Below are 24,390 nucleotides of genomic sequence, written 5' to 3' on the forward strand. Positions count from 1 at the left end.
AGGCCGTCGCGGCGGCCGGGGCCGGGGCGCCGACGGCCCGGGTGCTGCGGGACGATCCGCCGGTGCGGGGGTCGTGTCCACGGCGGCCGCGATCCGGGACGGCGGCCCGGTGCGGGGCGAAGCGCTCCCGTACGCCGACGTGCAGGCGCTGGCACCGGGCGACGGGTCAGGGGGTCGCGGCGGAGACGACGTAGACGACCGGTGACGTCGGGTCCGTCATGTCCACGGTGATGTCCTGGGTGGGGCGCGGGTCCTTGTTGGTATGGGTGGTGCCCGCCCAGGAGACGCCGTCCCCGAAGTACCAGCCGGCGATCTCGGTGTCGCGCTCGCTGACCGTGACCTTGCCGAGTTCCAGGGCCGCGCGGCCGGTGCCGATGTCGTTGAGGAAGGCGTCCAGGCCGTTGGACGTCGTGCGGAACTGCACGTACATCCGGCTGGCCTTCCAGTTGTTCGTCTCGTAGTACTGGACCTCGGTCGCGTAACCGGGGATCGGCACCTCGAAGATGCGGCGCAGCATCCGGGAGGGCCAGCCGGGACGCAGCCCCTGCGCGGCGGCCTCGGCGGCCTTGTCCTGGCCGGAGCGGCGGCTCTGGCCCGCCGAGATCAGCAGGTATCCGGCGGGGACGCCGATGAGCAGCACGATGATCGTCGCCGTGATCAGGCGCCGGCGGATCAGCTGGCGGCGGGTCTCGGAGGGCGGCCCGTCGCCCTCGTCCGGCGGCGGGGACTGGCGCGGCACGACGGGGTGCTCGGCTGCGGTCATGGGTGTGGGGCCCCTAGGAAGTGCGGGTGTTGCGGTTGCTGCGGAGGGTGCTCGCCGCCTGGTCGTAGATCTGCGCGTACCGCTCGTACCGCTCGACGCGGCGGCGGTTGGTGCGGCGGAAGCGCCGCGCGACCAGCCGGGCGAGGTCCGCCGCGCCGACCATACCGGCCTCCGGGCCGAGCTGCGCCTTGGCGATCCGGGCCTCGGGGCGGTAGCCGCGGCCGGTGAGCTGGCGCTTGAAGGCGTCCCGGGCCGGACCGATGAGCAGGTCGTCGGCGGCGCTGACCCCGCCGCCGATGACGAAGCAGGAGGGGTCGAGCGCGGCGGCCAGATTCGCGATGCCGACGCCGAGCCACTGACCGATGTCCTGGAGGAGCTCGACGCACATCGCGTCGCCCTCGCGGGCCAGTTCGGTGATGAGCGGTCCGGTGATGTCCGGGACGTGGCCCTTGACGCGCTCGATGATCCCGTGGGCCACCGGCGAGTCGGCGGCGGCCAGCTCGCGGGCCTCGCGGACCAGCGCGTTGCCGGAGCTGTACTGCTCCCAGCAGCCGCGGTTGCCGCACGGGCAGCGGTGGCCGCCGGGCACCACCTGCATGTGGCCGAACTCACCGGCGACGCCGTACTTGCCGCGCTTGACCTGGCCGTCCTCCAGGATCGCGCCGCCGATGCCGGTGCCGAGGGTGATCATGACGAGGTGGTCCTCGCCGCGCCCCGCGCCGAAGCGCCATTCGGCCCAGGCCGCGGTGTTGGCGTCGTTGTCGACCATGACGGGGACGACGAGCCGGGAGGCGAGGGCGTCGCGCAGGGGCTCGTCGCGCCAGGCCAGGTGCGGGGCGAAGAGGACCTTGGAGCGGTCGGCGTCGACCCAGCCGGCCGCGCCGATGCCCACCGCGTGCACGTCGTGCCGGTCGGAGAGGTCGAGGACCAGCTCGACGATGGTGTCCTCGACGACCTTGGGGCTCTTGGACTTGTCCGGGGTCTCGGTGCGCACGGTCTCCAGGATCGTGCCGTCGGCGTCCACGACACCGGCCATGACCTTGGTGCCGCCGATGTCGATGCCGACGGTGGGGACCCGGGGCGCCGTGAGGTGCGAGCGCCTTTCCCGGGTGCCCACGGTCCGCAGGACGGTCGCGCGGGCGGAGCCGCGGTGTGCGAAGTCGCGGTACGTGCTCATCGTCCCTGACAGGTCTGGGGTAACCGGGTCAGGAGTGATCCCGGTGGCGGACGGCGCCCGTCTGCCCCGATTCTGCCACCCCGGGGGCGGCGGGGACGCCGGGCGCCTTCGCTACACCGTGTCTCCGGAGGTGCGCTCCAGCTCGTGGCTCAGCTCCTCCAGCTCGCTGCCGCCCGCCATCTGCCGGGTCAGTTCGTCCAGCGTGACGCTCTCCTTGGTGTGGCTGCCGGCCATGGCGCCCCGCTTCAGGAGGACGAACCGGTCACCGACGAGGTACGCGTGGTGCGGGTTGTGCGTGATGAGGACCACGCCGAGACCGGCGTCCCGGGCGGCCGCGATGTACTTCAGGACGACCCCGGACTGCTTCACGCCGAGCGCGGCCGTCGGCTCGTCCAGGACGAGGACCTTGGCGCCGAAGTGGACGGCGCGCGCGATGGCCACGCACTGCCGCTCGCCGCCGGACAGGGTGCCGATGGGCTGGTCCACGTCGCGCAGGTCGATGCCCATGCGGAGCAGCGCCGAGCGGGTCGTCTCGCGCATCAGTCCCACGTCGAGGCGCTTGAAGGGGCCGACGCCGGTGGTCGGCTCGGAGCCCAGGAAGAAGTTGCGCCAGACCGGCATCAGGGGGACGACCGCGAGGTCCTGGTAGACGGTGGCGATGCCCCGGTCGAGGGCGTCGCGCGGGTTGGCGAGGGTGGTCTCCTCGCCGTCGATGAGGAACCGTCCGGCGTCGTGCCGGTGCAGCCCCGCGATGATCTTGATGAGGGTGGACTTGCCGGCGCCGTTGTCACCGAGCACGCAGGAGATCTCGCCCGCGTGCACCTCCAGGGAGACGCCTTCCAGCGCCTTGATGTTGCCGTAGTACTTGGCCACGTCGTCCAGTTCGACGAGGGCCTGCCGGCCGGTTTCCTCGGGCCCCTCCGGGGCCTTGGGGGCCGTCATGTCGTCGCCTCCGCGCGCTTGCGTACCCATGCGTTGAGCAGGGTGGCCAGGAGCAGCATCGCTCCCAGGAAGAACTTGAACCAGTCCGGGTTCCACTCCGCGTACACGATGCCCTTGCTGGTCATGCCGAAGATCAGGGCACCGACCGCCGAGCCGATCGCGGAGCCGTAACCGCCGGTGATCAGGCAGCCGCCGATGACGGCCGCGATGATGTAGATCAGCTCGTTGCCGACGCCCTCGCCGGACTGCACGACGTCGTAGCTGAACAGCAGGTGCTGCCCGGAGACCCAGGCGGCGAAGGCGACGCCGAGGTAGAGCCCGATCTTGGTGCGGATGACCGGGACGCCGACCGCGCGGGCCGCGTCGGCACCGCCGCCGACGGCGAAGATCCAGTTGCCGAAGCGGGTGCGGAGCAGGATCCAGGTGGCGACGGCCACCAGTCCGGCCCACCACAGGAGCGTCACCTTGAGCTCGACGCCGCCGACCGTCCAGTACGAGGCGAAGAGCTTGCGGGCGGAGGGGAAGCCCTCCATGTCGCCGATGCCCTTCGTGGAGACGGTCCCGCTGATCAGCTTGGTCAGGCCCAGGTTGAGCCCGGTGAGCATCAGGAACGTGCCCAGCGTGATGATGAAGCTGGGCAGTTTCGTACGGGTCAGCATGAAGCCGTTGAACGCGCCGAAGGCGAGCGTGACCAGCAACGACACGAGGACGCCGACCCAGACGTTGGCCGTCATCTGGTAGCTGAACATCGAGGAGACCAGCGCGGAGCTGGTGACCATCACACCGGCCGACAGGTCGAACTCGCCGCCGATCATCAGGAGCGCGACCGGAGCCGCCATGATCCCGATAGTGGAGGCCGCGTACAGCACCGTGCCGAAGCTGGTGACGCGCAGGAAGCTGTCGGCGACGACCGCGAAGAAGAGGAAGACGGCGAGCGCGCCGACGACCGAGCCCAGCTCCGGGCGGCCGAGCAGCCGGCGCAGCGGTGAGGTGCGCAGCAGCCGTTCGTCCACGACGGCGGTCGATCCGGGCCCGGCGGTCATCGGGTGCCCCGGTCGGCGTACTCGGCGAGCTGGGCGGCGTCCTTCGAGGTGATGATCTGCGGGCCGGTGAGGACCGGGCGGCCGCCGCCGAGGACGTTGCGGTTGTAGCGGTAGAGCCAGAGCAGGTCGACGGCCTCGTAGCCCTGGAGGTAGGGCTGCTGGTCGACGGCGAAGCCGAGGGTCCCGGACTTCAGCCCGGCGGCGACGGTGGCATTGAGGTCGAAGGTGTCGACCTCGGCCTTGCTGCCGGCGGTCTTCTTCGCCTTGACGGCGGCGTCCGCGAAGGGCGCGCCGAGCGTGACGACCGCGTCGATGTCCTTGTCGGACTGGAGCTTCGCCTCGATGGACGCCTGGACGTCGGGCATGTTGGTGCCCTCCACGTACAGGTTCTGCATCGTGCCGTCGAAGGTCTTCTTCGCGCCGGCGCAGCGCTGCTCGTGGCCCACGTTGCCCTGCTCGTGGAGGATGCAGAGGGCCTTCTTGCGGCCGCGCTTGTTCAGCTCGTCGCCGACGGCCTCACCGGCGATGGACTCGTCCTGGCCGATGTGCGTGAGCGCGCCGTACGCCTTGGACTCGGCGGAGCCGGAGTTCACCGTGATCACGGGGATGCCCGCGCGAACGGCCTTGGCGACGACGTCCTTCATGGCGTCGGGCTTGGCGAGCGTGACGATCAGCCCGTCGACCTTCTTGTCGATGGCCGCCTGGACCAGCTGGGCCTGCTGCTGGCCCTCGTCGCTCTTCGAGTACAGGAAGTTGATGTTGTCCTTCTTGGCCGCCATGTCGGCGCCCTTCTGGACGATGTCCCAGAAGGTGTCGCCGTCGCCCGAGTGGGTGACCATGGCGAACGTCCAGCGGGGCGTGTTCACCGCGGCCCGGCCTTCGGCCGCGGCCTTGGCCGCACGCTCCTCCGCCCGCTTGCCGCCGGTGCTGCTGCATCCCATGAGGGACACCCCCAGCACCGCCGCAAGCACGGCGCCCATCGCACGTACCCCTGTCCGAACCCTTGCCACGACGCCGTGCCCTTCTTGTGCTGCTCGCTGTGCTGCTGCCGGTGGTGCCGGGGCCCTGTGGTCCCGGCCCGGCTGGGCAAGTATCCCCGAGCCCGCGCCGCCGCGACCCGGAGGGGCACGAAGAGGCCGGCGGCGCGTCGCTCACCAGCGCACCGGCAGGCGGCGCACCCCCCGGATCAGGGTGCCGGGCAGCCAGTCGAACGGGGCGGCCCCGGGGTCGGCCGCCAGACCGGGGCAGCGTTCGAGGAGGGCACGGATCGCGATGCGGCCCTCCATCCGGGCCAGCGGGGCGCCCAGGCAGAAGTGGATGCCGTGGCCGAAGGCGAGGTGGCCGCGGGTGTCACGGCGGATGTCGAAGCGGTCGGGCTCGGGGTAGCGGGCCGGGTCGCGGTCAGAGCCGGCGAGGGAGACGAGGACCGCGTCGCCGGTCCCGATGGTCCGGGAGGCGACCTCGACCGGTTCCCGGGCGAACCGGAGGGTGGCCGTCTCCACGGGGCCGTCGTAACGCAGCATCTCCTCGACCGCGCCGTCGAGCAGCGAGAGGTCGGCGCGGAGCGCGGCGAGCTGGTCGGGGTGGGCGAGGAGGGCGCGGACACCGTTGGAGATGAGGTTGACCGTCGTCTCGTGGCCGGCGACGAGCAGCAGGAAGGCCATGCCGACCAGCTCGTCGGGCGACAGCGCGTCGTCGTCCTCGTGGCGGGCGTCGATCAGGGCGCTGAGCAGGTCGTCACCGGGTGAGCGGCGCTTCTCCTCGATCAGCTCGGTGAGGTAGGCGCCCATGGCGCGCACCGCCTCGCCCTCCTCCTCCGCGTCCGCGGGGGCGACGACGCCGTTGGACAGCTTGCGGAAGGCGGACCGGTCCAGGTCGGGGACGCCGAGCAGCTCGCAGATCACGGTCATGGGGAGCGGGAAGGCGAGCGCGTCGACGAGGTCGGCGCGGCCTTCGGGGACCATCAGGTCGAGGAGTTCGCCGGTGATCTCCTCGACCCGGGGGCGCAGCGCCTCGATCCGGCGCGGGGTGAACTCGCGGGCGACGAGCTTGCGCAGCCGGGTGTGGTCGGGAGCGTCCGTCTCCAGCATGTTGGCGTTGATCGGGTCGCCGCCGGTCTCGCCGGGCAGCGCCCGCCAGTCCTTGCCGAAGCGCTGGTCGGCCAGGAGGGCCCGGCCCTCGTCGTAGCCGACGACGAGCCAGATGCTGTCGAACTCGTCGGTGCGGACGAGGTGGACGGGTCCGGTCGCGCGCATCCGCTCGTAGTAGGGGTACGGATCCGCGGTGAAGTCGGCCAACCCGCTGAGATCCACGTCGACTTCGGTCATGGGCCCGCCCTCCCGGTCGTGTCGTCCCCGTTCCGAGGACCGGCCCGTTCAGCCTAAGCCGGGATGCCTGCCGGGAACGAGGGGCTTCAGGCCGGATTCGATCCGCTCTGGGGTCCCGTCCGGCGGAGATCCGCCGGAGGCCCTGGCCGTCGAGCAGCCCGGCGTCCGGGGCCTGTTCCGCGGAGCATCCGCCGGGCGGGCCCCGGACAGGCCTCAGTCGTCGAGCAGACCGGCGTCGTGGACGAGCAGGGCGATCTGGACGCGGTTGTTGAAGCCGAACTTGGCGAGAATGCGGGAGACCTGGGTCTTCACCGTGGCGACGCTGAGGTAGAGCGTCGCGGCGATCTCCGCGTTGGACCGGCCCCGCCCCACGGCGACGGCCACCTCGCGCTCCCGGTCCGCGAGCAGCGCGATGCGTTCGCGCGCCCGGGCGGCCCGGTCGACGCGTTCCTCCTGCCCGGCGCCCGCCGCCCGGGCCATGAGCTGCCGGGTGACGGCGGGCGAGAGGACCGGGTCGCCGGCCGCGACCCGGCGCACCGACTCCACGATGCGGGCGGGCGGGGTGTCCTTGAGGACGAAGCCGGCGGCCCCGGCGCGGATGGCGCGGAGCACCTGCTCGTCGGCGTGGAAGGTGGTCAGGACGACGATCTCCGGCGCGTCGGGCCGGGCGCGCAGCGCTTCGGTGGCGGCCAGGCCGTCCATGACCGGCATCCGGATGTCCATCAGGACCACGTCGGGCCGCAGCCGGTCGACCAGCTCCGCGGCCTCGCTGCCGTCGGCGCCCTCGCCCACGATGTCGATGTCGTCGGCGCCGCCCAGCATCAGGGTCAGCCCCGCCCGGACGAGCGGGTCGTCGTCGATGATCAGGAGCCGGACAGGCGCGTCGGTCATGACGCCCACGGTAGCCAGGCCCGCACCGCGAACCCGCCGCCGGGGGCGGGCCCGTGGTCGAGGCGGCCTCCGGCGAGCGTGGCCCGTTCGGTGAGGCCGATGAGCCCCTGGCCGGAACCGGGGACCGGGGTGAAGGGTGCGGTGGGGGCCGGGTTGCGCACGTCCACGGTGATGCCCTGCCCGGGTCCGCCGGTGACGGCGACGGCGACCTCGGCGCCGGGGGCGTGCTTGCGGGCGTTGGTCAGCGCCTCCTGGGCGATGCGGTAGACGGTGCGCCCGGAGGCGGCGGGCACGGCGCCCGGGTCGGCGAGGCGGTTGTCCAGGGCGACCCGCATGCCCGCCTCCCGGGACTCGGCGACGAGGGCGTCGAGCGTGGCGAGGGTCGGCTGCGGACGGTTGCCGTCGGGGTCGCCGTCGCGGGGGCCGCGGAGTACGCCGATGATCTCGCGGAGGTCCTGGAGCGCCTCGTGCGCGCTGTCCCGGATGACCCCGGCGGCGCGGGCGACCTCGGCCGGGGGCGCGTCGGGCCGGAACTCCAGGGCCCCGGCGTGGACGCTGAGCAGGGTCAGCCGGTGGGCGAGCACGTCGTGCATCTCGCGGGCGATCTCCTCGCGGGCGAGCCGCTGGGCCTGCTCGGCGCGGAGGGCGGCCTCGGTCTCGGCGCGCACGGCGCGTTCCCGGAGGGAGACGACGAGCTGGCGCCGGGAGCGCACGATCATGCCCCAGCTGAGGACGAGCAGGATCAGCAGGAGCCCGATGACGGTGGACGCCAGGAACGACGTGTCCGGGTCGGGGCGCACGTACGGCTGTACGGGGGCGGCGGCCAGGGCCCCCAGGCCGACGAGGGCGACCGGGCGGAACGGCCGGTGGACGGCCAGGCTGAACAGCGCGACGAGCAGGGCGCCCGCCGCGACCGGTTCGACGGTGGCCAGCAGGGTCAGGACGACGGCGAGCGCGACCGGCCAGCGGCGCCGGAACCACAGCGCGCAGCAGGCGGCGGCACCGACGAGGGAGTCGACCAGCACGAAGGCGTCCGGGGTGGTGGGGTCGGCCTCGATCGCGGCGAGCGTCGCCAGGCCGATACCGGCCGCGCAGAGGAACGCGGTGAGGTCGACGGCCCAGTCCCGCACGGTGCGGCGGGACCGGCCGCGGTCGCCCGGCAGCTCGGGTCCGGCCATCGCCGAGGGCAGCAGCCAGGGGTACTCCGTACGCGTCATGTCGACAAAGCTACGCACGTGGGCGGCGGGTTCGGGGTGTCCGGGGCGCGGGAGCGACCAAAGTCGCGGAGGCGGAGACTTTCGGACCCGGCGGGCAGCCCACCGGCCGACGCGGCGGCGCCGCCCGGGCGGCCAGGCTCGGGGCCATGAAGAAATTCTGCGAGACGGCCGGCTTCCTGGTCTTCGTCCAGGGGGTCGCCGGGCTGCTCCATGTGTGGTTCGACTGGTTCCGCTTCTTCAGCCTGGTGCAGCGGCTGCCGTTCGCCGCCGAGTACCCGGTCTTCGTGTCGATCGTGCTGGTGGTGGCGGGGGTGGCCGTCATGGTCGCGGCGGACGCGATCAAGGAGTGAGCCGGTCAGGGCGCGCCCCGGTCCGCGCTGCGCCGCCCCCAGGCCGTTCCCGCGAGCACCAGCACGGCGCCCGCCGCCCCGGCGGTGCCCAGGCGCTCGCCGCCGATCGCGATGCCGGCGGCGGCGGCCCACAGCGGTTCCGTACCGAGCAGCAGGCTGACCCGGGACGGCGAGGTGCGGCGGACGGACCACATCTGCACGAAGAACGCGAAGAGCGTGCAGAACACCGAGAGGAAGAGCAGCCCGCCCCACTCGCGGGCCCCGAATCCGGCGGCGACCGTCCAGGGTGCCGCGCCCGTCCCCGGCGCGGCGGCCAGCAGGGCGAAGACGGCGACGGCGCCGCCGAGCTGCACGGTCGTCAGGGACAGCGCGTCCGCGCCCTCGACCGACTTGATGCGGGCCATGAGCAGGACGTGCAGGGTCCGGGCCAGGGCGGCGGCCAGCATGAGCAGGTCACCGGCCGAGGGGCTGGTGAAGCCGCCGCCCTGGGTGAGCAGCACCACCCCGGCCACCGAGAGCCCGGCGGCGGCGAGGAAGGATCCCGTCGGCCGGGTCCGGGTGACGGCGGCCTCGGCGAGCGGGGTGAAGATCATGGTGAGGCTGATGATGAGCCCGGCGTTGGTCGCCGAGGTGTGCACGATGCCGTACGTCTCCACCAGGAAGATCCCGCTGAGCACGAGGCCCAGCAGCCCGGCGCCCCGCCACTGCGCCGCGCTCAGGGCGCGCAGCCTGCGCCACCCGGCGACCGCGAGGACGGGCAGCACGACGGCGAACCGCAGCACGAGCACGGCGACGACGGTCCGCGGGGTGGTGATGCCCTTGGCGGCGAGATAGCTGGAGCCCCAGACCACCGCGACCAGCAGGACGGGCAGATCGGTGAGCCAGGCCCGGCGCGGCGGGGCGAGCAGCGGGGCGGGGACGGCGGCGGAGGACAACGGGGCTCCTGCTCTCTCCACAGGGACGACGTGGAGACGACACCGGCTCGCACTGGGGAACGATCACGCTACCGGGCGCCCTCCTAGAATGACGAGCCCCCGGACGCGCCCGACGCGGGCCGCCCGCACCTCATCGGAGCACGGAGTCACCGGATGGCCGGAACACGCCAGGACGGCAGGGTCGAGCGCGGCAACCGCACCCGGCAGCTGGTTCTCGCCCGGGCGGCCGCGGTCGCCTCGGTGGAAGGTCTCGACGGGCTGTCGCTCGGCCGGCTGGCCACGGACCTCCGGCTGAGCAAAAGCGGCGTGTTCGCGCTGTTCGGCTCCAAGGAGGAGCTTCAGCTGGCGACGGTCCGGGCGGCCGTCGCGGTCCACGACGAGCATGTGGTGGTCCCCACGCGGGAGACGCCCGCCGGGCTGGGCCGGGTGCGGCGGATGTGCGAGTCCTGGATCGCCTACTCGCGGGACCGGGTCTTCCCCGGCGGCTGCTTCTTCTACGCGGCGCTCGCGGAGTTCGACGCCCGCCAGGGCGCGGTGCACGACGCGCTCGCCGCCGCGCAGGCCGGGTGGTTCGCCTTCGTGGAGCGGCGGATCGAGGAGGCGCGGACCCTGGGCGAGATCCGCGACGACTGCGACGCCGCGCAGCTGGCCTTCGAGATCATCGCGTTCCTGGAACTGGCGAACGGCGACTCCGTGCTGCGCGGCAGCGCCGAGAGCTACACGAGGGCGTGGCGCGCGATCCTGGGGCGGCTCCGGGCGGTGGCGGCGGACCCGTCGTCGGTGCCCGCGGAGGCGTAGGCCGCGCGGGAGCCGACGCGCTTCGGCCAAACCAATAGCACGACCGTTCGTCTACTTGTATCGTCATGGGCATCCGCCGCGGGCACCCGCGCCGGACGACCCCGCGTGCCAGAAGGAGAGCGACCGTGCCGCAGATTCTCTGGAGCACCCGGTGGCAGCCGGGGCCCGCCGCCGGGGCCGTGGAACCCGGCGCGGACGTGCTGGTCGCGGTCACCGAGTTCGTCACGCACCGCCCGTGGCGCACGCTTTCCGTCGGCGCGGCGGGCGTGCGGCTCCGCCGCACCTGGCCCCGGACACCGGGCGCGGTCGGCATGTGGCTCTGGGCGGACGCGGGGCCCCGGATGGACCGGTCCGGTTCGATCACCGTCTGGACGGCCCGGGAGCACCTCATGGGCTTCGTCGCCCGCCCCGACCACCGCGCGATCGTCCGGGCCCACCGGGACGGGGGCACCCTGCGCTCGGCGACCTGGACGGCCCCCTTCACCAGCCGCTCGGCGGTGTACGACTCCGCGTGGCGGCTGGTGTCCGAGGCCGTGCCGTGGCCTGTCGGCGCGCCCTGACACACCTTCCGCCCACGAGGGGACGCACCATGGACATCATCGAGCTCGACCGGATCGCGGTACTGGAATCCGTGCGCGTCGTCGGCCGCGCGGGCACCGGCGACTGGGACCGGCCCACCCCGTGCGAGGGCTGGACGCTGCGCACCCTGGTGGAGCACATGGGCGGGCAGCACCTCGGCTTCGCCGCCGCCGCGCGGGGCGAGGGGGCCGACCCGGCCGCCTGGGCGCACCGCGCGGCCGGCGACGACCCGGCGGCCTGGTACCGGGGGACGGCCCGGGCCGTGCTCGACGCGTTCGCGCTGCCGGGGGCGCCGGAGGGACGGTTCGCGCTGCCGGAGATCAGCACGGGGACGACGTTCCCGGGGGCCGTCGCGATGGGGTTCCACTTCATCGACTACGTCGTGCACTCCTGGGACGCGGCCGTGACGCTCGGCCTGCCCCTCGCGTTGCCGGACGAGGTGCTTAAGGCGGCCCTGCCCTACGCGTTGCGCGTCCCGGACGGACCGGCGCGCGAAGGACCGGACGCCGCCTTCCGGCCCGCGCTGCCGGTGGCGGACGAGGGCCCGCTGCCCCGCGTACTGGCGGCGCTCGGCCGCTCGCCGGACTGGCGGTGACGCTCCGATTCGGCGTCCGTTTCCCGCCGGTCACCGGGGCCCCGACCGGCTTTCCTGGTTCTCGTCAGCACGACCGGCGACCGACAGGAATCACGATGAACACCACCCCGACCACCCCCCGCACCGCGCTCGTCACCGGCGGCAGCCGGGGCATCGGCGCCGCGACCGCGCTGCGGCTCGCCCGGGAGGGCGCCGACGTGGCACTGACGTACGTACAGGACGAGAGCGCCGCCGAGAAGGTCGTCGCCGCGATCGAGGCGACCGGCCGCCGCGCCGTCGCCCTCCGGGCCGACTCGGCCGACCCGGAGGCCGCCGCCTCGGCGGTGCACCGGGCGGCGGCGGAGCTCGGGCGGCTGGACATCCTGGTGAACAACGCCGGGATCGGCGTCCTCGGGCCCATCGGCACCCTGACGCCCGCCGACGTGGACCGGGTCCTCGCGGTGAACGTCCGGGCGGTGTTCCTGGCCTGCCGGGCGGCGGCCGAGGTGATGGAGCGCGGGGGCAGGATCATCTCCCTCGGTACGGCCCTGAGCCGGCACGCGGGCGGACCCGGCGGAACGCTCTACGCGATGAGCAAGTCCGCGCTCTCCGGCCTGACCAAGCCGCTGGCCCGCGAACTGGGCCCGCGGGGCATCACGGTCAACCTGGTCCAGCCGGGCGCCGTGGACACCGAGATGAACCCCGCCGACGGCCCCTTCGCCGACGGTCAGCGCGCGGCCAACGCGCTGGACCGGTTCGGTACGGCCGAGGAGATCGCCGCGCTGATCTCGTACCTCGCGGGCGCGGAGGCCGCGTTCGTCACCGGGGCCGAGCTGGTCGTGGACGGTGGTCACGCCGCCTGACGCCGCCCTGCCGACCGCCGCCGCCCCGCCTACGCTGGGCGGGGCGGCATGCCCCGCAACGGCAGGCGACGAGAAGGGACGATCATGTCCGGTATCCCGGTGCACACCCTGAACGACGGCCATACGATTCCGGCGGTCGGGCTCGGTACCTATCCGCTGGACGACGACGCGGCCGAGAAGGCTGTCTCCGGAGCCCTGGACCTCGGCTACCGGCTCGTGGACACCGCGCTGAACTACGGCAACGAGACCGGGACCGGGCGCGGGGTCGCCCGCAGCGGAGTGCCCCGCGAGGAGGTCTTCGTCACGACGAAGGTGCCCGGCCGGCACCACGGCTACGAGAAGACGCTCGCCTCCTTCGAGGAGTCCCGGAGCAACCTCGGCCTGGACTACGTCGACCTCTATCTCATCCACTGGCCGCTGCCCAGGGTGGGGTTGTACGTGGACACCTGGCGGGCGCTGGTCAAGCTGCGCGAGGAAGGGCTCGTCCGGTCGGTCGGGGTCTCCAACTTCACCGCCGGACACCTGAGGCGGCTGGAGGAGGAGACGGGCGTGGTGCCCGCCGTCAACCAGGTCGAGCTGCACCCCCGGCTGCCCCAGGAGGAGCTGCGCGCGGTGCACGCGGCGATGGGGATCGTCACGCAGAGCTGGAGCCCGCTGGGGCGCGGCCGGGACCTGCTGGCCGACCCGGAGGTGGTGGCCGTCGCCGAGGCGCACGGCGTCACCCCGGGCCAGGCGGTGCTGCGCTGGCACACCCAGCTCGGGGCCGTGCCGATCCCGAAGTCGGCCGATCCGGGGCGGCAGCGGGAGAACCTGGACCTGTTCGGGTTCGAGCTGACGCCCGAGGAGCTGGGACGGATCTCCAACGGGCGGCGGGAACGGTTCGGCGGGGACCCCGAGGAGCACGAGGAGTTCTGACGCTCCCCGGGGCCCCGGCGCCTCAGCCGCCGAGTTCCGCGTGGCGGGCGGCCAGCCGGGCCGTGCCGCGTTCGGTGAGGGAGCCGAAGAGGCGGAGCCGGGAGATGCCGCCGTCCGGGAAGATGTCGACGCGGACCTGGTCGGCGCGCACCGCCTCCGGCAGCACGAAGCGGTGGTCGGTGTCGGGCTGGAGGCGGGTCCGGGGCAGGAACTCGGTCCACTCGCCGGTCTCCGCGTCCCGGGCGGTGAGCCGGGCCCAGCCCGCCGCGTTGCCCTTGAGGTACGCGGTGTCGATCTCGACGGCGCGGATGTCCGCCTCTTCCACCAGGTGGTAATGGATCCAGTCGTTGCCCCGGTCGCGCCGGCGGCGGGTCTCCCAGCCGTCGTCCATCTTGCGGGAGCGGCCGGGCTGGATGGTGTGGGTCGCCGGGGAGTAGAAGCGGTCGGAGGCGTCCTCGACCCGGCCGCCGTTCTCCAGGGCGACGACGTCGAACGTACCGAGCGCGGTCAGCCAGCCGGGGTCCGGGGCGACCTCGCCGTAGACCCTGAGGCGCGCGATGCCGCCGTCCGGGTGCTGGTTGAGCCGCACGTGCGTGAAGCGGCGCTCCACGTCGACGGCGAACCCGTTGGCCGCGTGGCCGCCCACGGCGGTGCGGGGGACGAGCGTCGTCCACTTCACGTCCGGGGCGAGCAGTTCCTCCGGCGAGGGCGAGCCGGGCAGCGAGACGGCCTCGACGGAGACGGCCTGCGGATAGTTGCCGCGGAAGTGGGCGGTGTCCACGACCAGGCCGCGCACGATGCCGGGGGCGCCGAGGCGGATCAGCGCCCAGTCGTGGTCCTCGTCCACCGGGTGCGGCCGTTCGGCGCTCGCACCGCGCCGGCGGCGGGTCTCCCAGCCGTCCATGATCTTGCCCTTGTGCCCGAAGCGTTCCGGGTCGAAGTGGGCGGGCTCCGGCGTGAGCAGGTTCTCGCGCTCCGCGAAGAACTCGTCGTTGGCGGCGATCACGCCGGCGCCGAGCCGCCGGTCGGCGAGGTCCACGAGGTGGGTGAAGGGGTGGTCGGCGGTGCGGTAGTCGGCGTACGGGTCGCCGCCGCCGTACGGGTTCGCGTCGCCGGTGAAGTGCGCTGTCGCCGTCATGCCCGGGGGTCCCTTGTCTGGAGGCGGCCGGTGGGTTCGGTGAGGACGCCGTCGGCGGCGATGCGCACGCCGCGCAGCCAGGTGGAGCGCACCACGCCGTGCAGGGTGCGGCCGGCGTACGCGGTGACCTGGTTGCGGTGGAAGAGCTCGGCCGGGTCGACGGTGAAGGTGGCGTCGGGCGCGAGGACCGCGAAGTCGGCGTCGCGGCCCGCCTCGATGGCGCCCTTGCGGTGCAGCCCGGCCAGGGCGGCGGGGGCGGCGGACATCCAGCGGGCGACGTCGTCCAGGGTGTGGCCGCGCCGACGGGCCTCGGTCCAGATGGCGGGCAGGCCGAGCTGGAGGGAGGAGATGCCGCCCCAGGCGGAGGCGAAGTCCGGGGTCTTCAGGTCGGTGGTGCACGGCGAGTGGTCGGAGACGATGCAGTCGATGGTGCCGTCGGCGAGCCCCTGCCACAGCGCGTCCTGGTTGGCGGCCTCCCGGATCGGCGGGCAGCACTTGAACTCGGTGGCCCCGTCGGGGACCTCCTCGGCGGTGAGGGTGAGGAAGTGCGGGCAGGTCTCGACGGTGAGCCGGACGCCCTCGCGCCGGGCGGCGGCGATCAGCGGCAGCGCGTCACTGGAGGACAGGTGCAGGACGTGGACGCGGGCGTTCAGCCGGCGGGCGTGGGCGATCAGTCCCTCGATGGCGGTGTTCTCGGCGTCGCGCGGCCGGGACGCCAGGAAGTCCGCGTAGGCCGGTCCGGCCTGCTGCGGCGCGGAGGCCAGGTGGTGGGGGTCCTCGGCGTGCACGATGAGCAGCCCGCCGAACCCGGCGATCTCGGCCATGGACCGGGCCAGCTGCTCCTGGTCCAGCTCGGGGAACTCCTCGACGCCGGACGGCGAGAGGAAGCACTTGAAACCGAAGACCCCGGCCTCGTACAGCGGACGCAGGTCCTTGACGTTGGTGGGGATCGCACCGCCCCAGAAGCCGGTGTCGACGTGCGCCTTGGGCGCGGCGACGCCCTGCTTGATCCGCAGGTTCTCGACGGTGGTGGTGGGCGGCAGCGAGTTGAGGGGCATGTCGAGCAGCGTGGTGATGCCGCCGGCCGCCGCCGCGCGGGTGGCGGTCCAGAAGCCCTCCCACTCGGTACGGCCGGGGTCGTTCACGTGGACGTGGGTGTCCACGAGGCCGGGCAGCAGGACGTCGTCCCCGAAGTCCTCGACGCGGGCTCCGGCCGGGGCCCCGGTGTCGTACGGCAGAACGGCGTCGATGGTCCCGCCGGTGACGGCGACCGATGCGGGCCGCGTCCCCTCGGGGGTGACGACGCGCGTCGAGCGCAGTACCAGCTTCACGTCCGGACCGGCCACCGGTGCTCCTCACTTCGCACTTTCAACGAACTGTTGAAGGAGTCTTCACTCGGGAGCGCGACCCGTCAAGACCCCTCCCACCACCCCGCCGGCTTCCGGAGCCGCCCTGGAGGTTTCCACGAAGTAGAAGGTTAATTTCGGAGTGCGGAACGTAGAATGGGCCAGGTGCCGCACGGCCGGAGCACCGCACGGCCTGCGGACACCCGGACAAACGGGCGCTGACCGGCCCTGACGGCCCCCGTCGGCTGTGGGCGGGCCGGAAAGGGCCCGGTAGGCTGCTGCCTTGCTCCCCCGCTTCGAAAGGACCGTTGACGTGCCGCCGTCCCACGCCAGCACTTCCGACTCCAAGCCCGCCGGTTCCAGCGGTGGTGTGCAGTCCCTTGAGCGCGCCTTCGACCTGCTGGAGCGGATGGCCGACGCGGGGGGCGAGGTCGGCCTGAGCGAGCTCTCCGCGAGCAGCGGACTCCCGCTGCCCACGATCCACCGCCTGATGCGCACGCTGGTCCTGTGCGGTTACGTACGTCAGCAGCCCAACCGGCGTTACGCGCTCGGCCCCCGCCTCATCCGCCTCGGCGAGTCCGCCGCACGGCTGCTCGGCACCTGGGCGCGCCCCTATCTGGCCCGGCTGGTCGAGGAGACCGGCGAGACGGCCAACATGGCGCTGCTCGACGGCGACGAGATCGTGTACGTGGCGCAGGTGCCGTCCAAGCACTCGATGCGCATGTTCACCGAGGTGGGCCGCCGGGTGCTGCCGCACTCCACGGGCGTCGGCAAGGCGCTGCTCGCGCACACCCCGCCGGACGAGGTGCGCGCCCTGCTCGCCCGCACCGGGATGCCCGCCGCCACCGAGAAGACGATCACCACGCCCGACGGCTTCCTGGAGGCGCTGGAGCAGGTGCGCCGGGTGGGCTACGCGGTGGACGACAACGAGCAGGAGATCGGGGTCCGGTGCCTGGCGGTCTCGGTGCCCGACTCCCCGACCTCCGCCGCCCTCTCGATCTCCGGCCCGGCGGGCCGGGTCACCGAGGCGGCCACCGAGCGGATCGTGCCGATCCTCCAGCAGGCGGCCAAGGAGCTGTCGGACGCGCTGGCGAGCAGCGGCGCCGCGGGCTGAGCGGCCACGCGGCGGGCCCGGACCTCCGAGAGGTCCGGGCCCGCCGCGTTTCAGGCCGGCGCCGGGACCGTGAGGCGGCCGTCCAGCATCGTGACCGTCCGGTCCACGCGGTCCAGGTGGGTGCGGTCGTGCGTGACCAGGACCGTCGCCGTGGACCGCTGCCGGGTCAGCGTCACCAGCAGGTCCAGGACGGCCGCGCCGCGCTCGTGGTCGAGGGCGCTGGTCGGCTCGTCCACGAGGAGCAGGGCCGGGTCGTTCATCAGGGCCCGGGCGATGTTGATCCGCTGGCGCTGTCCGCCGGAGAGCTGGTGGGGCCTGCGGCCGGCCTGCCCGGCGAGGCCGACCGCGTCGAGCAGGCCGAGCGCCCGGGTCCGGGCGGCCCCGGCCCGGCCGCCCGAGAGGTGCGTCATCACCTGGAGCTGCTCGACGGCGGTGAGGGACGGGAGCAGGTTGGGCTGCTGGAAGACGATGCCGACGCGCTCCCGGCGCAGCGCCGCCTTCTCCGCGCGCCCGAGCCCCGTGGTGTCCGTACCGGCGACGACGACCGCGCCGCTGCCCGGGGCGACCAGGGTCGCGGCCACCGCGAGGAGGCTGGACTTGCCGGACCCGGACGGGCCGACCACGGCCGTGAGGGTGCCGGCGGGCACGTCGAGCGCCACGCGGTCCAGCGCGGTGAGGTGCCCGTCGCCGTCCGGGTAGGTGAGGGTGACACCGGTGAGCGTGAGGGTCATCGGGCACTCCCGAGCGCGGTGAGCGGGTCGACGGCGGTGATCCGCCGGATGGACAGGGCGGCACCGGCCGCGCCGAGGGCGATCATCACGGCGGCCGGGACGAGAACCGTCGCCGCGTCCAGGACGAACGGCACGGACCCGCCGGAGACCAGGGCGCCGACGCCGGAGGCGAGGGCGGTGCCCAGTCCCGTACCGAGGGCGAGCATCACGACGGCCTGTCCGAGCGCGTCCCGCAGCAGATAGGGGGTGGAGGCGCCCAGCGCCTTGAGCACGGCGACGTCACCGCTGCGCTGGATCGTCCAGACGGTGAAGAACGCGCCGATGACCAGGGCCGAGATGGCGAAGAGGAAGCCGCGCATCAGCTGGAGGGAGCCGTTCTCGGCCTGGTAGGAGCCGATGGCGGTCAGGGAGTCGTCCAGCGGGAGCGTACGGGTGCCCGCCGCCCGGTCACCGGCGGCCAGATCGACGCCGCCGGTGGTGGTCAGGGCGATCACGGTGGCGCGTCCGTCCCCGCTCCCCGACCGCCGCCAGTCGGCGAGGTCGGTCCACACGACCGGGGTGTGGCTGTACGAGGCGTCGCCCGCGACGGCGGCCACGGTGGCCTCCCGGCCGCCGAGGGTCAGCCGGTCGCCGGGGCGCACGCCCAGCTCGTCGGCGCCCCCGCGCGAGAGCACCACCTCGCCGGGGCCGACCCGGGCGGGTGCCAGGCCGCTGCCGGGCTCGACGCCGAACGCGGAGACGGCGGCGGTGCGCTCCCCCGTACCGGCGGTGGCGTTCAGGGTGCGGATGCCGAGCGGGTGCGCCGACTCCACGCCGGACCGCCCGGCCCAGGCGCGTACGGCGTCCTCGCCGACGGCCGAATCGGTGAAGGACACCGACCGGCCGTCCGGCGGGGCGGCGAACGCGAGGTGGTCGGCGTCCAGCCCGGTGACGGCCGAGGTGTTCTCCCGGGCCAGCCCGGCGGTCAGGCCGGACAGCAGGCCCACGAGCAGGGTGATCAGCACGATCACCGTGCCCATGAGCGCGAACCGGCCCTTGGCGAAGCGTAGGTCTCTCCATGCGACGAACATGGATCCAGCGTCGTTTCCCCCCGCTCCGGATACATCGCCCCCGGGCTGGTGACGACATCAACCTTTCGGTTGACCGGCCCCGGGCCGCCCGCGCCTACGCTTGATTCATCATGGAAACGCGTGTCCACCCCCCCGTCGCCGCCGCGCTGCGGCTGTGTCTGCACGGGCTGCTGCTCGGCCTGCTGGCGCTCACCGCCGTCAGGGCGTTCGCCGACGACGGCCCGCACCCCGGCGCGGTGACAGCGGTCGCCGGGGTGCTGGCGGCGGTGTACGGGGCGGGGGCGGCGGCCGGGTCCGTGCAGCCGGGGACCCGGGCGGGCGCGGGGTGGCTGGCGGTGCTCGGAGTGCTGTGGGCGGCGCTGCTCGTGCTGTCGCCGGACGCGCTGTGGGTGGCCTTCCCGCTCTACTTCCTCCAGTTGCATCTGCTGCCGACGCGCTGGGGCCTGCCCGCCGTGGCGGTGACGGCGTGCGCCGCCATCGCGAGCTTCCTGCTGCACGGGCAGGCGGTCACCCCCGGCACGTTCATCGGTCCGCTGCTCGGCGCGGCCGTCGCCGTCGCCACGGTCCTCGGTTACGAGGCGCTGTTCCGGGAGAGCGAGCGGCGCCGCGAGCTCATCGAGGAGCTGGTCGCGACGCGTGCGGAGCTGGCCGACGCGGAGCGCACCGCGGGCACGCTGGCCGAACGCGAGCGGCTGGCCCGGGAGATCCACGACACCCTCGCGCAGGGCCTGTCCTCCATCCAGCTGCTCCTGCGCGCCGCCGAACGCGCGCTGCCCGAGGACGCACCGGCCGCCGCCCATGTGCACCGGGCGCGCGAGGCGGCGCAGGACAACCTGGCCGAGGCGCGCCGCTTCGTCCGCGCGCTGACCCCGCCGGACCTGGCGAACGGGTCCCTGACGGCGGCCCTGGAACGGCTGTCCGCCCGCTCCACGACGTCCGCGCTCACCGTGCGGTTCGCGGTCAGCGGCTCACCGGTGGAGCTGCCGACACCGTACGAGGTGGCGTTGCTGCGGACCGCCCAGTCGGCGCTGGCCAACACCGTGCGGCACGCCGGGGCGGGCCGGGCGGAGATCACGCTGAGCTTCATGGACACCTCGGTGTCGCTCGACGTGGTGGACGACGGACGCGGCTTCGCGCAGGACGTGCCGGCGGCCGGCGCCACGGAGTCCGGCGGCTTCGGGCTGCCCGCGATGCGCTCCCGGGCCCGGTCGCTCGGCGGCACCCTGAGCGTCGAGTCGGCGCCCGGCCAGGGCACCGCCGTCGCGCTGACGCTGCCGCTGCCGGCGGGCCGGTACGGGCGGGAGGCGGCGTGAGCGCGGAGCCCGTCCGGCTGCTGCTCGCCGACGACCATCCGGTGGTCCGCGCGGGGCTGCGGGCCGTCCTGGACACCGAGCCGGACTTCCGGGTCGTCGCGGAGGCCGCCACCGCCGAGGAAGCGGTCGCCCGGGCGGCGGCGGGCGGGCTGGACGTGGTGCTGATGGACCTCCAGTTCGGCTCCGGGATGCACGGCGCGCAGGCGACCGCCGCGATCACGGCGGCGCCCGACGCGCCCCGGGTGCTGATCCTGACGACGTACGACAGCGACGCGGACATCCTGGCGGCGGTCGAGGCGGGGGCGGCGGGCTATCTGCTGAAGGACGCGCCGCCCGAGGAGCTGGCGGCGGCGGTCCGTACGGCGGCGGCCGGGCGTTCGGCGCTGGCCCCGGCCGTCGCGCACCGGCTGATGGACCGCATGCGCACACCGGCCCAGGCGCTCACCAAGCGCGAGCTGGAGGTGTTGCGGCTGGTCGGCGAGGGCCTGTCCAACGCGGAGATCAGCAAGCGGCTGTTCCTGAGCCAGGCGACCGTGAAGTCCCACCTGGTGCACATCTACGCCAAGCTGGGCGTCGACTCGCGCACGGCCGCCGTGGCGGCGGCGACGGCCCGCAGGCTCATCCGCCGCTGACCACGGCCTGCCCGGGCCCGGTCAGCGCTGCGGCGGCTCCCCGAAGAGGTCGACGGCGACCCGGACGTCCCGCAGGGCCGCGGCCAGCGCGCTGACCGAGCCGATCGCCCCCGCGATCAGCAGCAGCGAGCGGCGCAGCCGGGGGATCTCGGGCGCACCGCCGCGCGCCATCGCGTCCAGCGCCGCGAGCTCGTCCTCGGCGACGGCGCGGTCGGGGAACCGCCCCGGGTGGCCGGCCAGGGCCCGCCGAAGCCGGGAGACCGCCGTGTGGAGCTCCACCACTCTGGGGTCCTCACCGCTGCCAGTCACCCGCTCCTGCCCCACACTCTTCAACAAAGCTCCCCCTCGCACGTCCTTGTGCCGGTGTCGTTCCCGCCGGTCCCCGGACCGTGGTCAAGTGTCCCGGGGTGCGGGCAAGTTAACGCCATAAAAGGTGCCGAGCGCCACTCCGCGTACGCAACACACCGCGTAGAGGTACGAGGCGGTGGGCGGGAGCGGCCGCCGTGGGGTATCCAGGCGGCATGACACACGCACAGATCGCCGGACTCCTGCTCGCCGCGGGCGGGGGCCGCCGGCTCGGCGGACGCCCGAAAGCCCTGCTGGGACACCGTGGCGGACTGCTCGTCGAACACGCGGTGCACACGTTGCGCGCGGGCGGCTGCGGCCCGGTCCACGTGGTGCTCGGCGCCTCGGCCGACGAGGTCGCCGCCCGGGCGGAGCTGGACGGCTGTTCCGTGAGCGTCAACCCGGAGTGGACCGAGGGCATGGGCTCCTCGCTGCGGACGGGGCTGGACGCGCTCGCGGGGACGGGCGCGGACGCGGTGCTCGTCCTCCTGGTCGACCAGCCGGGCATCGGGGCGGAGGCGGTGGCCCGGGTGGGTGCGGCGTACCGGGACCGGACGAGCCTGGCGGCGGCCTCGTACGCGGGGGAACGCGGCCATCCGGTGCTGTTCGGGGCGGACCGGTGGGCGGACATCGCGGCGGGCGCGGTGGGCGACCAGGGGGCCCGGGCCTATCTGCGGGCGCACCGGGAGGCGTTGACGCTCGTGGAGTGCGGCGACGTAGCACAGGCGTACGACATCGACACTCCGGCGGACCTTTCGCACCTGGAGTGACCACCCTGGCACGCTGCGCCGACACCCCGGCTGTTCTGTCGACCCGAAGAATCTCGACATCAACAAACCATTGAACTTCCACCATGAGGAAACTACTATCCACTGATCAGAAGCCCTCTGCACCTCAGACGGCGGCCACAGCCGTATCCCGGAGCCCTGGCACGCCGTGCCGAATCGGGCGGCCCGGCGGCCGTGACGCCGTCCGCACCGCCCGCTGAAGGAGTGACAGCTCATGTCCGCACCAGCGCCGTCCTCGCTGGCCATCGTCGATGCCGAGCCCCTGCCCCGGCAGGACGAGGTCCTCACCCCCGCGGCCCTCGCGTTCGTGGCCGAGCTGCACCGCCGGTTCACGCCCCGGCGCGACGAGCTGCTCGCCCGCCGCGGTGAGCGCCGTGCCGAGATCGCCCGCACCTCCACGCTGGACTTCCTGCCGGAGACCGCGGCGATCCGTGCGGACGACTCCTGGAAGGTCGCGCCGGCCCCCGCCGCGCTGAACGACCGCCGGGTGGAGATCACCGGTCCGACCGACCGGAAGATGACCATCAACGCCCTGAACTCGGGCGCGAGGGTCTGGCTCGCCGACTTCGAGGACGCCTCCGCCCCCACCTGGGAGAACGTCGTCCTCGGCCAGCTCAACCTGATGGACGCGTACAACCGCTCCATCGACTTCACCGACCCGAAGTCCGGCAAGGCGTACGCGCTGAAGCCGGCCGAGGAGCTGGCGACCGTCGTCACCCGCCCGCGCGGCTGGCACCTGGACGAACGCCACCTCCAGCTCGACGGCACCCCCGTGCCCGGCGCGCTGGTCGACTTCGGCCTCTACTTCTTCCACAACGCCCAGCGCCTGATCGACCTCGGCAAGGGCCCGTACTTCTACCTGCCGAAGACGGAGTCGCACCTGGAGGCCCGCCTCTGGAACGACATCTTCGTCTACGCCCAGGACGCGCTGTCCATCCCGCAGGGCACCGTCCGCGCCACGGTCCTGATCGAGACGATCACCGCCGCGTACGAGATGGAGGAGATCCTGTACGAGCTGCGCGACCACGCCTCCGGGCTGAACGCGGGCCGCTGGGACTACCTGTTCTCCATCGTCAAGAACTTCCGTGACGGCGGCGCCAAGTTCGTCCTGCCGGACCGCAACGCGGTGACGATGACCGCCCCGTTCATGCGGGCGTACACCGAACTCCTCGTCCGCACCTGCCACAAGCGGGGCGCGCACGCGATCGGCGGCATGGCGGCCTTCATCCCGTCCCGCCGCGACGCCGAGGTCAACAAGGTCGCGTTCGAGAAGGTCAAGGCCGACAAGGACCGCGAGGCGAACGACGGCTTCGACGGCTCCTGGGTCGCCCACCCGGACCTCGTCCCGATCGCCATGGCCTCCTTCGACGCGGTCCTCGGCGAGAAGCCGAACCAGAAGGAGCGCCTGCGCGAGGACGTCTCGGTGGCGGCCGGCGACCTGATCGCCATCGACACCCTGCACGCCAAGCCCACGTACGACGGTCTGCGCAACGCCGTGGCCGTCGGCATCCGCTACATCGAGGCGTGGCTGCGCGGCATGGGCGCGGTCGCCATCTTCAACCTGATGGAGGACGCGGCCACCGCCGAGATCTCGCGCTCGCAGATCTGGCAGTGGATCAACGCGGACGTGGTCTTCGAGAACGGCGAGCACGCCACCGCGGACCTGGCCCGCAAGGTCGCCGCCGAGGAACTGGCCGCGATCCGCGCGGAGATCGGCGACGAGGCGTTCGCCGCCGGCCAGTGGCAGGAGGCCCACGACCTGCTCCTCCAGGTCTCCCTGGACCAGGACTACGCGGACTTCCTGACCCTGCCCGCGTACGAGCGGCTGCGCTGACGGTCCGTAGCTCTCCCGGAAGCCCCGCACCCTGGTGTACGCCACCGGGGGCGGGGCCTCCGTCTTCAGCCGGCCCGGACCGACGTCACCTCGTGGAGCATGGCCGCGCTCGTGGCCGGGCCGTTGCAGGTCAGTTGGTGCGGTGCGGCACGGTGGGCGGTGATCTCCACGTCGTACGCGGTCGCGTGGGGCGGGGGGCCGGTGACGCGGATCAGCCAGTGCGGGCCGGAGCGGGTGGTGCCGGTGACCGTGTAGTCGTGGCGGCCCGCCGGGCCGTACCGGGCGAGCACCGCCGCGACCGCCGCCTGCTGGGCCGGGACCAGGTCGGTGTACCCGCGCAGGTGTGCCGCGTGGACGCGGCCGGCGAGGTGCTGCTCGACCACGGTGACGGCCGAGGCGGCGTCCAGGCCGCCGTAGTACACGCCGTCGGGTGCGACGAGCACATTGGCGGCGAACCGGTCACCGCCCACATGGGTGCACTCCCATACGAGGCCGGGCCACCGCTCGGCCAGCGCACGGGCCGCCGGGCGTCCGCGCAGCGCGCAGCAGGTGTCGTGCCGGCCGTGCGCGCAGACCAGGACGACCGGCGGGTGGCCGAGGTCTCCGGGCGCGCCGAGCGCGGAGGCGGCGAGCGCCAGGTCCTCCTCGCGCTCCCAGGTCCCCCACTGCTGGCGGTGCGCGCCGGTGGCGTCGTACCGCAGGACG

General features: G+C 73.7%; 26 protein-coding genes. 11 read left to right on the forward strand and 15 right to left on the reverse strand.

Annotation, left to right across the window (positions count from 1 at the left end; all coding sequences use genetic code 11):
- Positions 1-166: 166 nt before the first annotated feature.
- The 8 genes from G3I41_RS09725 to G3I41_RS09760 form a co-directional block, all read right to left on the reverse strand.
- Positions 167-763, reverse strand: coding sequence for a hypothetical protein (locus G3I41_RS09725; protein WP_164399814.1), 597 nt, complete (start codon positions 761-763; stop codon positions 167-169).
- Between the two features lie 13 nt (positions 764-776).
- Complete coding sequence (locus tag G3I41_RS09730; protein ID WP_164399815.1) at positions 777-1,940, reverse strand: ROK family glucokinase; 1,164 nt, start codon at positions 1,938-1,940, stop codon at positions 777-779.
- A gap of 111 nt (positions 1,941-2,051) precedes the next feature.
- Positions 2,052-2,882: an ATP-binding cassette domain-containing protein gene (locus G3I41_RS09735; RefSeq protein ID WP_164399816.1), complete on the reverse strand. Its 831-nt coding sequence runs from the start codon at positions 2,880-2,882 to the stop codon at positions 2,052-2,054.
- Positions 2,879-3,925 (reverse strand): ABC transporter permease, encoded by a 1,047-nt coding sequence (locus G3I41_RS09740; RefSeq protein ID WP_164399817.1) that lies wholly within the window; start codon positions 3,923-3,925, stop codon positions 2,879-2,881. Before G3I41_RS09740 ends, G3I41_RS09735 begins: the two co-directional genes overlap by 4 nt.
- Positions 3,922-4,905, reverse strand: a complete 984-nt coding sequence (locus G3I41_RS09745; RefSeq protein ID WP_164399818.1) for a sugar ABC transporter substrate-binding protein — start codon at positions 4,903-4,905, stop codon at positions 3,922-3,924. Before G3I41_RS09745 ends, G3I41_RS09740 begins: the two co-directional genes overlap by 4 nt.
- 171 nt (positions 4,906-5,076) lie before the next feature.
- Positions 5,077-6,252 (reverse strand): cytochrome P450, encoded by a 1,176-nt coding sequence (locus G3I41_RS09750; protein WP_164399819.1) that lies wholly within the window; start codon positions 6,250-6,252, stop codon positions 5,077-5,079.
- Between the two features lie 213 nt (positions 6,253-6,465).
- A complete protein-coding gene (locus G3I41_RS09755; RefSeq protein ID WP_164399820.1) occupies positions 6,466-7,143 on the reverse strand; it encodes a response regulator transcription factor in 678 nt (225 codons plus the stop codon).
- The gene (locus G3I41_RS09760; protein ID WP_164399821.1) at positions 7,140-8,360 is read right to left on the reverse strand and encodes a histidine kinase; all 1,221 of its coding nucleotides are present in this window, start codon (positions 8,358-8,360) and stop codon (positions 7,140-7,142) included. Before G3I41_RS09760 ends, G3I41_RS09755 begins: the two co-directional genes overlap by 4 nt.
- A 146-nt stretch (positions 8,361-8,506) precedes the next feature.
- Between G3I41_RS09760 and G3I41_RS09765 the strand changes: the two genes are divergently transcribed.
- Positions 8,507-8,710, forward strand: a complete 204-nt coding sequence (locus G3I41_RS09765; RefSeq protein WP_164399822.1) for a hypothetical protein — start codon at positions 8,507-8,509, stop codon at positions 8,708-8,710.
- A 5-nt stretch (positions 8,711-8,715) separates the two neighbouring features.
- Here the strand turns inward: G3I41_RS09765 and G3I41_RS09770 are convergent, their stop codons facing one another.
- Positions 8,716-9,645, reverse strand: a complete 930-nt coding sequence (locus G3I41_RS09770; RefSeq protein WP_164399823.1) for a DMT family transporter — start codon at positions 9,643-9,645, stop codon at positions 8,716-8,718.
- A gap of 153 nt (positions 9,646-9,798) precedes the next feature.
- On the opposite strand from G3I41_RS09770, the gene G3I41_RS09775 reads away from it, so the two are divergent.
- From G3I41_RS09775 to G3I41_RS09795, 5 genes are all read left to right on the forward strand, one after another.
- Positions 9,799-10,443 carry a TetR/AcrR family transcriptional regulator gene (locus tag G3I41_RS09775; protein WP_164399824.1) on the forward strand — a complete coding sequence of 215 codons (645 nt, stop codon included), beginning with the start codon at positions 9,799-9,801 and terminating at the stop codon, positions 10,441-10,443.
- A gap of 125 nt (positions 10,444-10,568) precedes the next feature.
- A complete protein-coding gene (locus tag G3I41_RS09780) occupies positions 10,569-11,003 on the forward strand; it encodes a hypothetical protein (protein ID WP_164399825.1) in 435 nt (144 codons plus the stop codon).
- A gap of 29 nt (positions 11,004-11,032) precedes the next feature.
- On the forward strand, positions 11,033-11,617 hold the full coding sequence (locus G3I41_RS09785; protein ID WP_164399826.1) for a TIGR03086 family metal-binding protein: 585 nt from the start codon (positions 11,033-11,035) through the stop codon (positions 11,615-11,617).
- Positions 11,618-11,712: 95 nt separating this feature from the next.
- Positions 11,713-12,459: an SDR family oxidoreductase gene (locus G3I41_RS09790; RefSeq protein WP_164399827.1), complete on the forward strand. Its 747-nt coding sequence runs from the start codon at positions 11,713-11,715 to the stop codon at positions 12,457-12,459.
- 84 nt (positions 12,460-12,543) lie between these two features.
- On the forward strand, positions 12,544-13,374 hold the full coding sequence (locus tag G3I41_RS09795) for an aldo/keto reductase (protein ID WP_164399828.1): 831 nt from the start codon (positions 12,544-12,546) through the stop codon (positions 13,372-13,374).
- A gap of 22 nt (positions 13,375-13,396) precedes the next feature.
- Here G3I41_RS09795 and alc read toward each other — a convergent pair whose 3' ends face one another.
- Positions 13,397-14,512, reverse strand: coding sequence for an allantoicase (gene alc, locus G3I41_RS09800; RefSeq protein ID WP_164399829.1), 1,116 nt, complete (start codon positions 14,510-14,512; stop codon positions 13,397-13,399).
- Positions 14,509-15,858 carry an allantoinase AllB gene (gene allB, locus G3I41_RS09805; protein ID WP_164399830.1) on the reverse strand — a complete coding sequence of 450 codons (1,350 nt, stop codon included), beginning with the start codon at positions 15,856-15,858 and terminating at the stop codon, positions 14,509-14,511. The genes alc and allB overlap by 4 nt, the downstream gene beginning before the upstream one ends.
- A gap of 313 nt (positions 15,859-16,171) precedes the next feature.
- Here allB and G3I41_RS09810 point away from each other — a divergent pair, with 313 nt between their 5' ends.
- The gene (locus tag G3I41_RS09810) at positions 16,172-16,972 is read left to right on the forward strand and encodes an IclR family transcriptional regulator (RefSeq protein WP_164399831.1); all 801 of its coding nucleotides are present in this window, start codon (positions 16,172-16,174) and stop codon (positions 16,970-16,972) included.
- Positions 16,973-17,022: 50 nt separating this feature from the next.
- On the opposite strand, the gene G3I41_RS09815 is transcribed toward G3I41_RS09810, so the two are convergent.
- Complete coding sequence (locus G3I41_RS09815; protein ID WP_164399832.1) at positions 17,023-17,703, reverse strand: ABC transporter ATP-binding protein; 681 nt, start codon at positions 17,701-17,703, stop codon at positions 17,023-17,025.
- Entirely contained in the window at positions 17,700-18,773 is a 1,074-nt protein-coding gene (locus G3I41_RS09820; RefSeq protein ID WP_164399833.1) for an FtsX-like permease family protein, read from the reverse strand. The genes G3I41_RS09815 and G3I41_RS09820 overlap by 4 nt, the downstream gene beginning before the upstream one ends.
- 110 nt (positions 18,774-18,883) lie before the next feature.
- Between G3I41_RS09820 and G3I41_RS09825 the strand changes: the two genes are divergently transcribed.
- Together G3I41_RS09825 and G3I41_RS09830 are read left to right on the forward strand one after the other, a co-directional pair.
- Complete coding sequence (locus G3I41_RS09825; RefSeq protein WP_164399834.1) at positions 18,884-20,086, forward strand: sensor histidine kinase; 1,203 nt, start codon at positions 18,884-18,886, stop codon at positions 20,084-20,086.
- On the forward strand, positions 20,083-20,718 hold the full coding sequence (locus tag G3I41_RS09830; protein WP_164399835.1) for a response regulator transcription factor: 636 nt from the start codon (positions 20,083-20,085) through the stop codon (positions 20,716-20,718). The genes G3I41_RS09825 and G3I41_RS09830 overlap by 4 nt, the downstream gene beginning before the upstream one ends.
- Before the next feature lie 21 nt (positions 20,719-20,739).
- On the opposite strand, the gene G3I41_RS09835 is transcribed toward G3I41_RS09830, so the two are convergent.
- Entirely contained in the window at positions 20,740-21,054 is a 315-nt protein-coding gene (locus G3I41_RS09835) for a DUF5955 family protein (RefSeq protein WP_203600642.1), read from the reverse strand.
- 185 nt (positions 21,055-21,239) lie between these two features.
- Here G3I41_RS09835 and G3I41_RS09840 point away from each other — a divergent pair, with 185 nt between their 5' ends.
- Positions 21,240-21,833 carry a nucleotidyltransferase family protein gene (locus tag G3I41_RS09840; protein WP_164399836.1) on the forward strand — a complete coding sequence of 198 codons (594 nt, stop codon included), beginning with the start codon at positions 21,240-21,242 and terminating at the stop codon, positions 21,831-21,833.
- 232 nt (positions 21,834-22,065) lie between these two features.
- Entirely contained in the window at positions 22,066-23,685 is a 1,620-nt protein-coding gene (aceB, locus tag G3I41_RS09845) for a malate synthase A (protein ID WP_164399837.1), read from the forward strand.
- A 65-nt stretch (positions 23,686-23,750) separates the two neighbouring features.
- On the opposite strand, the gene G3I41_RS09850 is transcribed toward aceB, so the two are convergent.
- On the reverse strand, positions 23,751-24,390 hold a 640-nt coding region (locus G3I41_RS09850), incomplete at its 5' end, for a sucrase ferredoxin (RefSeq protein WP_164399838.1).

This window comes from Streptomyces sp. SID9727, from assembly GCF_010550605.1.
Lineage (GTDB): Bacteria > Actinomycetota > Actinomycetes > Streptomycetales > Streptomycetaceae > Streptomyces.